The organism is Streptomyces sp. NPDC047130 (assembly GCF_040643475.1).
Classification (GTDB): domain Bacteria; phylum Actinomycetota; class Actinomycetes; order Streptomycetales; family Streptomycetaceae; genus Streptomyces.
The window spans coordinates 517615-532257 of record NZ_JBEYUK010000002.1 but is presented as its reverse complement, the minus strand read 5'-3'; the positions used below and the strand labels follow the sequence as shown (position 1 = coordinate 532257).

The window sequence follows — 14643 nt, the reverse complement described above, 5'->3', positions numbered from 1 at the left end:
TCCGTCGCCCCGGCGGCACGATCGTCCGCGGGACGAGACATCCCGCAGGTGGCACCGGGGCGCCGGAGTGAGGGGGAAACCGGCGGGGGAACCACGAGGGCCCCCGTCGAGTGACGGGGGCCCAGGGGGAGGAGGGACGGGAGGTCAGGCGCCGGTGGTGAGTTCGGGGTCGCCGGTGGGGGCGGCGGCCCGCTGCCCGGGAATCCGCGCCTCCCGCTCCGTCATCCGCCTCCGATGCCGCAACGCCTCCTCGCACAACGCCCGCATCGCCTCGTTGAACCGCACCTGCGACGACGGCTCCGACGGCCCCAGCAGCCGCAGCTTCAGCTCCGCCCGCGCGTCCCGCAGGTCGTCCAGCTCCGGCTCCCGCACCCGCTTCAGCAGCTCCGGCACGCCCGCCGCGTCCGGCGTGAGGACCGTCGCCGCCCGCACCGTCGGGAACGCCTCGCGGAACGCGGTCTCGCTCAGCCCCGACGTGTTGGCCACCGCGTACGGCTTGCCGCTGGCCATGTAGTCGGAGATCACGCTGGACACGTCGCTGATCAGCAGGTCGGCACGGTTGAAGCAGGCCTGGATGTCGGGCCGCGCGTCCGTGACGATCTGGTGCTCCCACTCCGGCAGCGCCGCCCAGTACGCCTCGACCCACGCCGCCGTGGCCGCCGTCACCGCGTCCGCGCGCCCCGGGTCGGGGGCGCCCTGCAGCATCATCCGCTCCAGGTTGTCGGCGGACTCCCGGAAGGAGGAGGTGGTCAGCCGGTCCAGTTCCGCGGTCCGCCGGCCCAGCTCGGCCTGCGCCTCCGGGCCCGGACGGGCACCGCCGCGCTCCCGGTTGGCGGCCGTGATCAGCTCGCGGATGCGCAGGTCGGCGGCGCCGGCCCGCGGGTCGACCGATCCGGTCAGCGGGTGCGGCTTGTAGACCAGCCGGACCTTCGGGTCGGCGAGCAGCGCGCGGACCAGGTTCTCGCCCGCGGCGATCACCGAGGTGTTGCCCGGGTTGCCGTCCCAGCCCTCCCAGGTGGGGGCGTAGAGGACGTTGGTGAACTCGCCCTCCGGCGCGCCCTGGTACGTGACGATGCCGTCCAGCTGCGGACGGCCGATCTCCACGACGTCCTTGTCCTCGACGCCGATGTCCGCCAGCTCGTACCGCTCGCGGGCCTCCGGGCCGGCCACCCACACCTCGTCGTACGCCTTCGCGTACGGGTTGCAGGAGGACAGCTTGTCGCTCTCGCCGTGGTTGACGAAGGCGTGCTTGATGGTGGGGATCCGCAGGACCTGCGAGGTCTTGCCCGAGTTCGACGGGTGGATCAGCGCCTGCAGGGTGGAGTGCTCCAGGCGCATCAGGTGGTGGACCTGCGGCAGGCAGACGATCGGCACGTCGGTCGCGGTGATCTTCTGCATCATGAACCGCTCACGCAGCACGATCAGCGGACGCCCGTCCAGCTTGGCCAGCGGGTCCAGCCACATGTTGGCCTGGTAGGCGGAGGCGGCGCCGCCGGAGAAGTACATGCCCATGGTCGGCTTGTACGAGGCCAGCCACTTGTCGAACCACTTCAGCACCGCCTCCTCGGACGGCGGGCGGCGGCCCGGCAGCAGGTGGCTGCCCAGCACGATCAGACCGGCCAGGGCCATGACGACCGAGACGCCCGCGCCCACGACGCCCCACAGCGCCTCCCCGGTCGCCCCGGCGGCCAGCAGACCCGCGGTGGCCGGCAGGCCGAAGATGAGCAGCCGGTGCCCGGCACGGCGCAGCAGCAGCGCGGGCGGCGCGGCCGTCAGGCGCAGGCCGGAGGTGTCGATGTTCCGGGTGAGCACCGGAGTGGTGCGGGTGCGGCGGACGACCACCGAGACGGCCTGGATGGAGAAGTGCAGTGCGTAGAACCCGAGCAGCACCAGCAGCGGCGTCGCCAGGTCGGTCTCCTCGTTCTGGCCGTGCAGCCGGACCAGGGCGACGACGATCAGCATGTCCCGCAGCAGGTGGCGAACCGTGACGTCGGCGTGCATCTTCGCGAACATGGCGACCATGCCGCGCTGCCAGCGGTACAGGATGCCCTCGACGGCGAGGGAGACGGCCGCTGCCGCGATCATGGCGGGCACGTTCGGGACGACGGCCGTGACGGCGAGTGTGAGGAACGACACCGCCAGAAGGGCGGTGACCATGCCTCTTACGGCGGTCTGCCGACGGGGGACGGGTGTGGGCACTGCGTCACTCCAATGGGCTGCGCGGACGTGTTGCGTCAGGGACTCAGTTTCAACGCGCGTGAACACTCCGACGACACGCCTCGGACGCCCGCGCGCGGTACGAGCCGTGCGGGTCCGGGGACGCGCGTCCGTGGGGCGGAACGCACGCGCGCCGCGCCGTCGCGGTCGCGTAGATTGCCGGACGGGCAGCTGAGAACCAGGTGAGGGGACAACGGCAAGGTGACTGAGGCAAGGCAGGCCGTGACCGGTGCTCGCAGGATCGTCGTCAAGGTGGGGTCCTCGTCGTTGACCACGGCTGAGGGCGGCCTGGACGCCGACAGGGTCGACGCGCTGGTCGACGTCCTGGCGGCGGGCAGGGACGGCGGCGAGAGGGATATCGTCCTGGTGTCCTCCGGTGCCATCGCTGCGGGCCTCGCCCCACTGGGTCTACGACGCCGGCCTCGCGACCTGGCCCGCCAGCAGGCAGCCGCCAGCGTAGGGCAAGGCCTGCTGGTTGCTCGCTACACCGCCTCCTTCGCACGCTACGGCGTGCGGGTGGGTCAGGTGCTGCTGACGGCCGATGATACGAGTCGGCGTGCCCACCACCGTAACGCAGCCCGAACGCTCGACAAATTGCTGGCGATGGGCGCTGTTCCGGTTGTCAACGAGAACGACACGGTAGCTACCGACGAGATCCGTTTCGGCGACAACGACCGATTGGCCGCGCTTGTGGCGCACCTCGTCCACGCCGATCTCCTGGTGCTCCTCTCCGACGTCGACGGCCTCTACGACGGCGACCCGTCACGCCCCGGAACGTCCCGGCTGAGCGAGGTCCGCGGGCCCGAGGACCTCGCGGGCGTGGAGATCGGCAGCGCCGGCAGGGCCGGAGTGGGCACCGGCGGGATGGTCACCAAGGTGGAGGCCGCCAGGATCGCCGCAGAGGCCGGGATCCCGGTGGTGCTGACCAGCGCCAGCCAGGCCGCCGACGCGCTGAAGGGCCGGGACACCGGCACCTACTTCCACGCCACCGGCAGCCGTTCCGCCGACCGCCTGCTCTGGCTCCAGCACGCCTCCGCCCCGCAGGGCGCGCTGACCCTGGACGACGGCGCGGTCCGGGCCGTGGTGGAGCGGCGCACGTCCCTGCTCCCGGCCGGCATCGCCGGCGTCGAGGGCGAGTTCCAGGCCGGCGACCCGGTGGAGCTCCGGGACACCGAGGGGCGGGCCGTGGCGCGGGGCCTGGTGAACTTCGACGCACGTGAGATTCCTCGCCTGATCGGCCGCTCGACCAGGGAACTGGCACGCGAGCTCGGTCCCGCCTACGAACGAGAGGTCGTACACGCGGACGACCTGGTGCTGCTGCGGCACTGACGCCGACGTCGGGTTCCGGTCGATGTGGCCGGAATCCGGTGGGCGACGTTCCGATAAAACGGCCCCACGGAGCCCTTCCGCCTGCTGCACTGGTGGGGGCAGACGCCCTGGCGGGTAGCCGGGCGACCACCGTGAGCACCGCGCGAAGGAGGCCGTTGTGAGACGAGTGCGCCCGGGAGCGGCGGCGCCCCGCCCGTCCGGCGGGGGAGCGGCGGCGCGGCGCGGCCTCACGAGCGTGTCCTCCGACGACCGGTTCCAGGGCGATCCGCCGGGCCCCGAGGAACTCCCACGGCTGTGGCACGTCACCCTCAGCGTCTCCGGCGCGGAGGTCCCGCTGCCGGAGGTCCGGCGGGCCCTCGAGCAGCTCGCCCACGACCACCCCTTCCTGCTGACCAGCCGGTACGCCACGGACCACGCGGAGATCCGCTACTGGGAGGAGGCCCGCGACCTGCACGACGCCGCCGCGGTCGCGCTGCGGCTGTGGGGCGAGCACCGGCGGACGGCGAACCTGCCGAGCTGGGAGATCGTGGGCCTGGAGGTCGTCGACCGGGAGACCTACCACCACCGCCTCGCCGCCGGCCAGGGCCCGCCCCCGGCCACCCGCATGGGCGTCCACCCCTTCTGACCGCACCGGGCCGCCGGGCGGGGCTGCGGGGCCGCGGGGCGGGGCGGCCGACCGGCACGTGGAACGCTCGTCGTCGCCCGCGCCCGCGGCGCTACCCTGCGCAGTATGACCACGCTCACGACGCCCGCAGCCACCACGGAGCCGGCGGAGCCCTCGGTGACCGCCGTGGCCCGCCGCGCCCGCACCGCCGCCGCCGACATCGCCCCGCTCCCGAGGTCCCGCAAGGACGCCGCCCTCCTCGCGGTGGCGGACGCCCTCGAGGCCCGGGTCGCTGAGATCGTCGAGGCCAACGCCGCGGACGTGACGCGCGCCCGCGAGGGCGGCACCGCCGAGTCCGTGATCGACCGGCTGACCCTCACGCCGGAGCGGATCCGCGCCATCGCCTCCGACGTGCGCGACATCGCCGCGCTGCCCGACCCGGTCGGCGAGGTCGTCCGCGGCTCCGTGCTGCCCAACGGCATCGACCTGCGCCAGGTCCGGGTCCCGCTCGGCGTGGTCGGCATCATCTACGAGGCCCGGCCCAACGTCACCGTGGACGCCGCCGCGCTCTGCCTCAAGTCCGGCAACGCGGTGCTGCTGCGCGGCTCGGCCTCCGCCTACGCCTCGAACAAGGCCCTGGTCGCCGTCCTGCGGGACGCGGTGGCGGCCGCCGGCCTGCCGGCCGACGCGGTGCAGCTGGTGCCCGGCGAGAGCCGCGACTCGGTGCACGAGCTGATGCGCGCCCGGGGCCTGGTCGACGTCCTCATCCCGCGCGGCGGCGCCTCGCTGATCCGCACGGTGGTCGAGCAGTCCACCGTCCCGGTGATCGAGACCGGCACGGGCAACTGCCACGTCTACGTCGACGCCGAGGCCGACCTCGACATGGCCGTGGAGGTCCTGCTCAACTCCAAGGCCCACCGGGTCAGCACCTGCAACGCCGCCGAGACCGTCCTGGTCCACCGCGACATCGCCGAGGCGTTCCTCCCGCGCGCCCTCGAAGCCCTCGCCGGCGCCGGGGTCACCGTGCACGGCGACGAGCGGGTGCTGGCGCTGGCCGGCGACACCAGGGCGACCGTGGTCGCCGCCACGGAGGAGGACTGGGAGACCGAGTACCTCTCCTACGACATCGCCGCGGCCGTGGTCGACTCGCTGGACGCGGCCGTCGCGCACATCCGCCGCTGGAGCTCCGGCCACACCGAGGCGATCGTCACCGCCTCCCAGCCCGCGGCCCGGCGCTTCACCCAGCTGGTCGACTCCACCACGGTGGCGGTGAACGCCTCCACCCGCTTCACCGACGGCGGCCAGTTCGGCTTCGGCGCCGAGATCGGCATCTCCACCCAGAAGCTGCACGCCCGCGGCCCGATGGGGCTCCCGGAGCTGACCAGCACCAAGTACATCGTGACGGGCGACGGGCACGTCCGCCCCTGACCCCGCCCGTCCGCGGGCCCCCGCTCCGGCGGGGGCCCGTGGACGAATTTCCGTACCGTCTGCCCAAATTGACCCGGCACGTCTACTCTGGTGCCGTGGCGGAGGACGTGGGGGGCACGCCGTTCCCTGACGGCGGAGGGCCCGACGACGACCAGGACCGCGGGGCGCAGGACGACGCGTTCGCCCCCGTGGTCTTCGACGAGGAGTTCGTGCGCGCGGCCCCGGTCCACGAGCCGACCGCCGTCGAGCGCCTGGTGGCGGCCGCGCAGGCCCGCGCCGAGGCCTCCGAGGCGGACGCGGCGCGCCGCGCCCGGGCCGGCGGCCCCCGGCCCGACGACGACCGGCACGACGAGGCGCCCGGACCCGACGACCTGGGCCTCGCCCACGGCCCACCGCGTCTCGGCGCACCCGACGCCGGCACCGCCTTCGTCGCCCGCACCGGCCAGGACCCCGGCGGTCCGGGCCTGCCCGGGGGCGAGGCGGCGGCCGACTTCGCACCGGGCCTGTTCGGCCGTCCGGGCGGTTCCGTGCGGCCCGGCCGGTGGCACCGGCCGGTGGCCTGGGTGCTCGCCCTGGTGATGGGGATGGGCATGGTCGCGCTGGCCTTCACCGCCGTCCAGCGGGGCGCCGCCGGGGAGACCGGCCAGGTCCCGCCGCCCGTCTCCACGCGGCCCACACCGGCGCCCGCCCCCGACACCGAGGTGGGCCCGTCGGCCTCCGCCGAGTACTCCAGGCCGCCCGCGGCGGCCGTCCCGCGCGCCTCGGCCTCCACCCCCTGACGGCCCGCCCGTCCGCCGTCGCGGGGCGCCGGATGGCTCGGACGGCCGCGTTTACCGGAAGGCGGCAGAACCCACTCTGAAAGTATGGGCGGGCCCGGAGAGCCACCCGACGGCACGCCCGACGGCGCCGCGGGAGGCAACGAGGAGGAGTACCGATCCGTCGTCTTCGACGAATCGTTCGTCAGGGCTGCCCGCCTGCAGGAGTACAGCGCGCAGGAACGTCTCGCCGACCACGCGCCGCCGGTGCGGCCCCGGCCGAGCGGGATCCGCCGGCTGTCGCGGCAGGCGCTGATCCTGGCCCTGCTGGTCATGCTCGCCTTCGCCACCGCCGTCTACCTCGGCGTGCGCAACCCCGACCTGCCGTCCGTCGGCCGACGGAACGCCGACCCGGTGCGGGTCACCGTGGTCCCGCTGGCCCCCCAGGAGGCGGTGCCCGGGGCGTCGGACCCGGAGCGGCTCTACGCGGCCAGCCCCGCGCGGGGCTTCGAGAGCGGCGAGAAGGGCGTCACCATGCCCCCCGCCCGGCGCACCGAGCACTTCACCGACGGCCAGGTCATCGCCGCGCTGGCCGCCGCCCGCGACTACGTGATCGGCTCCTCGCTCGACCCGAAGGTGCTGATGGGCGACGCCACCCGCTCGGTGCGCGTGCTGCTCGACCCCGACCAGTTCGACCAGTTCGACCGCAGTCTGGGCGAGACCACCGGCGGCGCCGCCGCTGACGGCGACCGGGCATCGGCCGACGAGGCCACCGCCCCGCTCGGCTGGATGGTCCGCCTCGACCCCACCCGGGTCCGGCTCGCCGATCCCGACATCCGGGTGCGCGGCACGTTCCGCGTCGCCGAGCGCAACGCCGCCACCCTCGAGGTGGTGGCCGACCACGTCTTCGTCTACGCGCTCACCAAGGCGGGCGAGGGGAGCGGGGGCGAGGACCGGGTCTCGCTGTTCACCGTCCGGCGCGAGGTGCGGATGCGGTTCGACCAGGACAACCTGCGGCTGCGGCAGGTGCGGGTGGTGTCCGCCTCCGTGCAGGCCGGACCGCTGTCCTGCACCGGAGACCCCGACCAGGTGCTGCGGCCGCTGCTGGCCGGCCAGCGCGCGGGCGACGCGGTGCCGCCCGGCACCGACCCCTACCGCGCGGCCAGCCCGGCCGGCCTGTGCGGCACCCTCTCCCCGGCGGCCATGCCCAGGCTGTGACACCAGGGCCGCGAGGTCCCGGCCCCCGGCCCCGGCTCAGGCCCCGGCCCCCGTCTCAGGCCCCGCCGAAGCCCCGGCGTATCCGGTCGGTGGCCCCGCCGACCATCTTCAGCAGCGGGTCGGTGGAGGTCCGGACCGTCTCCGCGTAGCTGGCCGCGGACTCCCGGAACGCGTCCGTGACCGACGCGTCCTTGTCGTCCTCCCGCTTCGGGTAGTGGCCGTCCATCAGCCGCTGGAAGTCCCGCGAGGACGACCACCGCTTGAGCTCGGCCGCCCGGACCGTGGTGAACGGGTGGGACCGCGGCAGCACGTTCAGGATCTTCAGCACCGAGTCCCGCAGGTCGCCGCCGGCCTCGTACTCCTCGGCCTGGCGCAGGAAGGCGTCCACGTTCATCTCGTGCAGGTGGTTGCCGCCGGCCAGCTTCATCAGGCCCCGCATCGAGGCGTGGACGTCCTGGCCGACCAGCAGACCGGCCCGGTCCGCGGAGAGCTCCGACTTGCGGAACCACTCCCGCAGCGCCGTCACGATCGCCATGATCGCGACATTGCCGAGGGGGATCCACGAGACGCGGACCGCCAGCGTGGTCAGGAAGAGGAGCACCGTCCGGTAGACGGCGTGGCCGGAGAGGGCGTGCCCCACCTCGTGGCCGACGACGGCCCGCATCTCCTCCTCGTCGAGGAGCTCGACCAGGCCGGTGGTCACCACGATCACCGGCTCGTCCAGGCCCACGCACATCGCGCTCGGCTTCGGGTCCTGGGAGACGTACATCGCCGGGACCTTCTGCAGGTCGAGGATGTAGCAGGCGTCACGGAGCATGTCGTGCAGGTGGGGGAACTGCTCGTCGCCCACCCGGACGGAGTCCGACAGGAAGAGCAGCCGCAGGCTGCGCTCGGGGATCAGCCCGCTGAGGGCCTTGAAGACCGTGTCGAAGCCGCTGAGCTTGCGCAGGGCCACCAGGGCGGAGCGGTCCGCCGGGTGCTCGTAGGCCCGGGACGACAGCCCCGGGAAGCGTCGTCGGCTGCGCGCCGCGGCCCCGCCGTCGCGCTCGGTGTTCTCTCCGCCCGGCATCAGGTCCCCCGCCCGTGTCGTCACCCGTCCACCCCCCGGCCGACCGGCCGGTGTCGCAGTGCGTAGGACGAGCGGGCGGGCCCGATGGTTCCCGCCCGGCGGCGGCGCATACGATGAGCCGACGTCCTTATCCAGCCCATACGGATTGGTCCAGCCGAAGATGAGCTTTGAGCAGAGCGCCGCGCAGTTGGTCACCCTCGCCGCCGAGGGCGGCGAGACCGGCCACCACATGAACCTCAACCCCCTGATCCCGGGCATCGGCGCCTTCGTGATCCTCATGCTGCTGCTGTTCATCACCATGGGCTTCAACCGCGACCGCTGAACCGGAACGGGTGATCCCGCCGCACAACCCCAGGTGGGAGAGGTCGCGGTCAAGGACGGGCGACCGGGCCGGTAGGGTCTGCACGCATGGGAGAGCAGGACATGCCTGCCGGTCCGGGCGGCGTCCCGGCCGCCGGCCCGGCCGACAGGAGCAGACGCCGCCGCCTCGGGGTGATGGGCGGGACGTTCGATCCGATCCACCACGGGCACCTGGTGGCGGCCAGTGAGGTCGCCGCCGCCTTCGGCCTCGACGAGGTCGTCTTCGTGCCCACCGGCCGCCCCTGGCAGAAGAGCCACCGGGAGGTCACCCCGGCGGAGGACCGCTACCTGATGACGGTCATCGCCACCGCCGAGAACCCGCAGTTCTCGGTGAGCCGCATCGACATCGACCGCGGCGGTCCGACCTACACCACGGACACGCTGCGCGACCTGCGCGCGCTCAACCCGGAGACGGACCTCTTCTTCATCACGGGCGCGGACGCGCTCGCCCAGATCCTGACCTGGCGGGACGCGGACGAGCTCTTCTCCCTCGCGCACTTCATCGGCGTGACGCGACCGGGACACATACTGCACGACCCAGGGCTCCCCGAGGGCGGTGTCTCGCTGGTCGAGGTGCCCGCCCTCGCCATCTCGTCCACGGACTGCCGTGCGCGAGTCGCCAAGGGCGCCCCCGTCTGGTATCTGGTGCCGGACGGAGTCGTGCGCTACATCGACAAGCGCCAGCTGTACCGCGGCGAGTGAGCCGAGAGGGGCACCGGTGAACGACCGATACGACGCGGGACACGCGGGGAACGCGGACGGCCAGTACGAACTGGTCGGCTACGACGAGTACGGGCAGCCCGTGTACCGGCAGGCACCGCGCCAGGCCGGCCCGCAGGGCTACCCCCCGCAGCCCCAGGCCGGCCCGCCGCAGGGGTACGGGTACGACCCGTACGCGACCGGGTCCGGACAGCACGGCAGGCAGCAGCCGCCGCCCCGGACCGGGCACGACCCCTACGGCTCCGGCGGCCCCGGCACCGGGCAGCAGCCGCCCGCGCCCCCGGCCGGTCAGCCCTACGGCGGCCCGCCGCCCCACCCCCAGCAGCCGCCCCGGCAGCCCTCGCAGCCCCCGCAGCCCCCGCAGCGTCCCGGCCCGCCCGGCCAGGGCCCCGGCGCCCAGCCGTACGGCGGCTCCGGCGCGCCCATGGGCCGCCCCGGCGTGGCCGAGCAGACCGCGCGCATCCCGCAGCAGCACGGCGGCCCCGGCCCGGCCCCGCGCCGCGACGCGGGGCCGGGGTACGACACCGAGCAGTTCGCCTTCGTCGAGGAAGCCGAGGCCGAGGCCGAGGACGTCATCGACTGGCTCCAGTTCACCGAGAACCGCACCGAGCGCCGCGAGGAGGCCAAGCGCCGCGCCCGCGCCCGGACGACGGCCGTGCTGGTGGTGCTCGCCCTGGTGCTCGTCAGCGGCGGCGGCTACCTCTGGTACGCGGGCAAGCTGCCCTTCCTGTCCTCCTCGGACACCGCGCAGGCCTCCGACGCCTCGCTCGGCGCCCAGAAGCGCGACGTGATCGTCGTCCACCTGCACAACACCAAGGGCAAGGACACCTCCACCCTGCTGCTGGTGGACAACGCCACCACCCAGCAGGGCAGCGCGGTGCTGCTGCCCAACTCGCTCGCCCTGAGCGACCAGGACGGCAACGCCACCACCCTCGGCCAGTCCGTCGGCGACGACGGCTCCTCCGGCACCCGGGAGTCCCTGGACACCATCCTCGGTACCCGGATCGAGGGCACCTGGCGGTTGGACACCCCGTTCCTGCAGAACCTGGTCGACCTCGTCGGCCACATCGAGGTCGACACCGACACCGACGTGCCCGACCCGAAGGCGGAGGGCGAGGACGCCGGCCCGCTGGTCCACCAGGGCGAGCAGCAGACCCTCAGCGGGAAGATGGCCGCCGCCTACGCCACCTACCGCGGCCAGGGCGAGCCGCAGAGCGCGCAGCTGCAGCGGTTCGGCCAGGTCATGCAGGGCGTCCTGCGCAAGTTCTCCTCCGACCGGGAGGGCGCGACCAGGACCGTGCAGACGCTCGGCCAGATCATCGAGCCGCCGCTCACCGACAAGGACCTCGGCCGCTTCCTCGCCGGCCTCGCCGACCACGCCAAGGGCGGCGACTACCGCACCACCGTGCTCCAGGTGGAGACCGACGGCACGCTCGGCGAGAAGGCCGGCCGGGAGGTCGTCGAGAACGTCCTCGGCGGCCAGGCCAAGAGCCCCGGCCAGGACGGCGAGGGCATCCGCGTCAGCCTCCGCAACGCCACCGGCGGCAAGACCAACGACAAGGAGCAGCCGCTCGCCGACCTGGCCCGCGTCGCGCTGGTCAACGGCGGCTACACCTACGTCGCCGCCGGCAGCGCCGACGCGGCGGCCGCCTCCCAGGTGCGGTACGCCGACGCCGGAGCCAAGGACGAGGCCATCGAGGTGGCCCGCACCCTGGGCCTGCCCGAGTCCTCGGTCGCCGAGGGCGCCACGGCCTCCAACGCCGACGTCACGGTGGTGCTCGGTCAGGACTACCGGCCGGCCTCCTGACACCGCCGTCCTCCCGGAGCCGGTCCCGCCGCCGCGGGGCCGGCTCCGGCCGTTCGCGGGGAAGGGCCGGTGTGGCCATGGCCTCGCGGTGATCCGTGAGGAGGCCCGGGCGGTCCGTGAGACCCTGGACGGGTAGAAGTCCGACGACGGAAAGCCAGGCAGTGACCGCCACCGACCGATCCCTCGAGCTCATCACCACCGCCGCCCAGGCCGCGGCAGACAAGCTCGCGCACGACATCATCGCCTACGACGTCAGCGACGTGCTGTCGATCACGGATGCCTTCCTGCTCGCCTCCGCGCCCAACGACCGCCAGGTCAAGTCGATCGTCGACGAGATCGAGGAGCGGCTGCAGAAGGAGCTCGGCGCCAAGCCGGTGCGCCGCGAGGGCGACCGTGACGCCCGCTGGATCCTGCTCGACTACGTCGACATCGTCGTCCACGTCCAGCACAGCGAGGAGCGCGTCTTCTACGCCCTGGAGCGGCTGTGGAAGGACTGCCCCGAGCTGGACCTCCCGGAGGATGCCAAGGCGACCCGCGGCAAGGCCGAGGAGCACGCCAAGGAGCGGGCGGCCCAGGAGGAGGCCGGACTCGCGGACGGTGAGGACTGGTGACGGCTGCCGGGGGAGCCGCCGCGTCGAGGAACGCCGGCCGCGGCCGGCGCATCATCCTGTGGCGGCACGGCCAGACCTCGTGGAACGTCGAGCGCCGCTTCCAGGGCACCACGGACGTCGACCTCACGGACACCGGCCGCGCCCAGGCCAGGCGCGCCGCCAAGCTGCTCGCGCGGCTGGCGCCCGACGCCATCGTCGCCTCCGACCTGCGGCGCGCGGCGGACACCGCCTCCGAGCTGGCCGCCCTCACCGGCCTGCAGGTCGTCCAGGAGGAGGGACTGCGGGAGACCTTCGCGGGTGTCTGGCAGGGCCTGACCCACGACGAGATCCTCGCCCGGCACGGTGAGGAGTACCGGGCGTGGAAGCGGGGCGAGCCGGTCCGCCGCGGCGGAGGCGAGCTCGAGACCGAGGTCGCCGACCGGGCGGCCCCGGTCGTGCTGCGGCACGCCGACAAGCTGCCCGTCGACGGCACGCTGGTCGTGGTCAGCCACGGCGGCACGATCCGCACCACCATCGGCCGGCTGCTGGGCCTCGACGCGCACCTCTGGGAAGGGCTGGGCGGCCTCTCCAACTGCTGCTGGTCCGTCCTCGGCGAGGGCGCCCGCGGCTGGCGCCTGCTGGAGCACAACGCGGGCTCCCTGCCCGAACCGGTGCTCGGCGACGACACCTGACGGCCTCCCCCGGGCCCCAGCCGGGGGCCCGGGACCGCCGATTTCACTTTTCGGCTGGTCACAGGCTAGAGTTCTACTCGTTCGCCCCGCGGTGCGGGGGAGAACGGCAAGGGGCTATAGCTCAGTTGGTAGAGCGCCTGCATGGCATGCAGGAGGTCAGGAGTTCAATTCTCCTTAGCTCCACACTCGGACGATCCCGCCCGGTCACCTCGACCGGGCGGGATCGTCGTTTTTTCATGATGGTCTCCTTTCCCGATGATCTAGAGTTCCAGCCGCCGGCCGACAACCGACCGGCGTTCTCACAGAACCAGGGGCGGGATGAACAGAACCGCACAGCTCGGCCGTGTCCTCCTGGCGGGGACGACGGCGCTCGCCGCCGTGCTGCTCGGCGCGCCGAACGCGCAGGCGGCCGAGGGCGACATCTCCTTCTCGAACATCGTCTTCAACGAGGGAGAGCCGATCGTGGTGGGCACCACCCACCCGGTCGAGGTGCCGCTCACCTACACCGTGCGGAGCACGGTGAAGCTGGACTTCTGGGACATCAACGCCTACCGGGGAACCCTCGGTACGAACAGCGAGCGCGCGCTCGTCAACTCCTGGATCCGGTGGGGCTGCTCGACCACCGTCAGCTCCGGCTACACGTACAACCGCTGCGAGGAGACGGTGAGCGTCGATCCGCGGTGGATATCCACCCAGACCGCCAACGACGACCTCGTGAACAGCGACGCGACGGTGTGGAAGACCTTCGGCCTGGGCGGACGGTACGAGAAGGGGTACGACCAGGACACCACGTCCGCCACCGTCACCCTGCAGCGGAACTCCCGCGTCCAGAGCCACAACGCGTCGCCGGAGCCGGTGGCCGAGGGCGGGACGATCACCGTCAAGGGCACCGTCCAGCGGGCCAACTGGACCGAGCACCGGTACGACAACTACGGCGGGCGGCTGGTGAGCCTGCAGTTCAAGCCGGCCGGTTCCTCGGCGTACACCACGGTGAAGAAGGTCACCGCCAACAGCAGCGGCGTCCTGAGGACCACGGTGAAGGCGACCGAGGACGGCACCTGGCGCTGGAAGTACTACGGCAACACCACCACCGGCGCCAGCACCTCGAGCGGCGACTACGTGGACGTGCAGTAGGGAAGGGATCCCGTCCGCAAGGACGGGATCTTTTCGTATCAGCCTGGTATCGGGCTCGGCGGCCGCGGCGTCGTCCCGGTGGGGGCGCCGGGCCCCGTGGCAGAATCGGACGGCCGGAAGGGGACCGCGGCCCGACGGGAGGGAGTGGCGCGTGGGGGCACACCGCCGAAAGTGCGACTGGTGCGGCAGCGGCACACCGATCGTGCGGGACATGGAGCCGGTCAACGAGGAGTACCAGTACTGGTGCGAGGAGTGCGCCAGGGCGCTGATCATAAAAGGCGATCCCATCGAGACCTACCGTGAACTCGAGGGAGAGCCGATCTACGGCCGGCTGCTCGACGAGCTCTGCACGCTGAAGCGCTTCTACTCGTTCGAAACCGCCTGAGCCGCGCGACTTAACGGGCATAAACGGACAGAGCGGAAACGATTTGGTGTCCGGCCCCCACGGTCATGTAATGTTCTCTGTGTCGCCGGGGGAACCGCGAGGGAAGCCCGGACGACACAGCGCAAGGGGCTATAGCTCAGTTGGTAGAGCGCCTGCATGGCATGCAGGAGGTCAGGAGTTCAATTCTCCTTAGCTCCACAGTGAGAAGGCGGGTCATCCGATCAGGATGGCCCGCCTTCGTGTTTCCCGGGTCCCGAACTCCGTCGCAGCGCTCCCGAGGGCTGCGGTACCCTGACGCCATGCGTGCCGTACGCCTTCTGCTTAGCTAGCCGCGC

Annotated in this window: 14 protein-coding genes and 2 tRNA genes; 14 read left to right on the top strand and 2 right to left on the bottom strand. The window is 73.0% G+C overall.

Annotated features, from left to right (window positions below):
* Positions 1-144: 144 nt before the first annotated feature.
* Positions 145-2157, bottom strand: coding sequence for a hypothetical protein (locus tag ABZ836_RS04955; protein WP_361139283.1), 2013 nt, complete (start codon positions 2155-2157; stop codon positions 145-147).
* Between the two features lie 282 nt (positions 2158-2439).
* Between ABZ836_RS04955 and proB the strand changes: the two genes are divergently transcribed.
* From proB to ABZ836_RS04930, 5 genes are all read left to right on the top strand, one after another.
* Positions 2440-3546, top strand: a complete 1107-nt coding sequence (proB, locus tag ABZ836_RS04950) for a glutamate 5-kinase (RefSeq protein ID WP_356136485.1) — start codon at positions 2440-2442, stop codon at positions 3544-3546.
* A gap of 157 nt (positions 3547-3703) precedes the next feature.
* Complete coding sequence (locus ABZ836_RS04945; protein ID WP_356136367.1) at positions 3704-4171, top strand: hypothetical protein; 468 nt, start codon at positions 3704-3706, stop codon at positions 4169-4171.
* Positions 4172-4276: 105 nt separating this feature from the next.
* Complete coding sequence (locus ABZ836_RS04940; RefSeq protein WP_356136365.1) at positions 4277-5578, top strand: glutamate-5-semialdehyde dehydrogenase; 1302 nt, start codon at positions 4277-4279, stop codon at positions 5576-5578.
* Between the two features lie 95 nt (positions 5579-5673).
* On the top strand, positions 5674-6357 hold the full coding sequence (locus tag ABZ836_RS04935; RefSeq protein ID WP_356136364.1) for a hypothetical protein: 684 nt from the start codon (positions 5674-5676) through the stop codon (positions 6355-6357).
* An 84-nt stretch (positions 6358-6441) separates the two neighbouring features.
* Entirely contained in the window at positions 6442-7551 is a 1110-nt protein-coding gene (locus ABZ836_RS04930) for a hypothetical protein (protein WP_361139278.1), read from the top strand.
* Positions 7552-7606: 55 nt separating this feature from the next.
* Here ABZ836_RS04930 and ABZ836_RS04925 read toward each other — a convergent pair whose 3' ends face one another.
* The gene (locus ABZ836_RS04925; RefSeq protein ID WP_356136483.1) at positions 7607-8620 is read right to left on the bottom strand and encodes a M48 family metallopeptidase; all 1014 of its coding nucleotides are present in this window, start codon (positions 8618-8620) and stop codon (positions 7607-7609) included.
* Between the two features lie 160 nt (positions 8621-8780).
* Between ABZ836_RS04925 and ABZ836_RS04920 the strand changes: the two genes are divergently transcribed.
* From ABZ836_RS04920 to ABZ836_RS04880, 9 genes are all read left to right on the top strand, one after another.
* The gene (locus ABZ836_RS04920) at positions 8781-8942 is read left to right on the top strand and encodes a hypothetical protein (protein ID WP_356136360.1); all 162 of its coding nucleotides are present in this window, start codon (positions 8781-8783) and stop codon (positions 8940-8942) included.
* An 86-nt stretch (positions 8943-9028) separates the two neighbouring features.
* Positions 9029-9682 carry a nicotinate-nucleotide adenylyltransferase gene (nadD, locus tag ABZ836_RS04915; RefSeq protein WP_356136358.1) on the top strand — a complete coding sequence of 218 codons (654 nt, stop codon included), beginning with the start codon at positions 9029-9031 and terminating at the stop codon, positions 9680-9682.
* A gap of 16 nt (positions 9683-9698) precedes the next feature.
* Positions 9699-11507 (top strand): LCP family protein, encoded by a 1809-nt coding sequence (locus tag ABZ836_RS04910; protein WP_361139275.1) that lies wholly within the window; start codon positions 9699-9701, stop codon positions 11505-11507.
* Between the two features lie 161 nt (positions 11508-11668).
* Positions 11669-12118 carry a ribosome silencing factor gene (gene rsfS / locus ABZ836_RS04905; RefSeq protein WP_356136354.1) on the top strand — a complete coding sequence of 150 codons (450 nt, stop codon included), beginning with the start codon at positions 11669-11671 and terminating at the stop codon, positions 12116-12118.
* Positions 12112-12789, top strand: a complete 678-nt coding sequence (locus tag ABZ836_RS04900) for a histidine phosphatase family protein (RefSeq protein WP_356136481.1) — start codon at positions 12112-12114, stop codon at positions 12787-12789. Before rsfS ends, ABZ836_RS04900 begins: the two co-directional genes overlap by 7 nt.
* Positions 12790-12899: 110 nt before the next feature.
* Positions 12900-12972, top strand: a tRNA-Ala gene (locus tag ABZ836_RS04895).
* A 135-nt stretch (positions 12973-13107) separates the two neighbouring features.
* On the top strand, positions 13108-13923 hold the full coding sequence (locus ABZ836_RS04890; protein ID WP_361139271.1) for a hypothetical protein: 816 nt from the start codon (positions 13108-13110) through the stop codon (positions 13921-13923).
* A 151-nt stretch (positions 13924-14074) separates the two neighbouring features.
* Positions 14075-14308 carry a hypothetical protein gene (locus tag ABZ836_RS04885; RefSeq protein WP_108955357.1) on the top strand — a complete coding sequence of 78 codons (234 nt, stop codon included), beginning with the start codon at positions 14075-14077 and terminating at the stop codon, positions 14306-14308.
* 125 nt (positions 14309-14433) lie between these two features.
* Positions 14434-14506 (top strand) — tRNA-Ala (locus tag ABZ836_RS04880).
* Positions 14507-14643 lie beyond the last annotated feature (137 nt).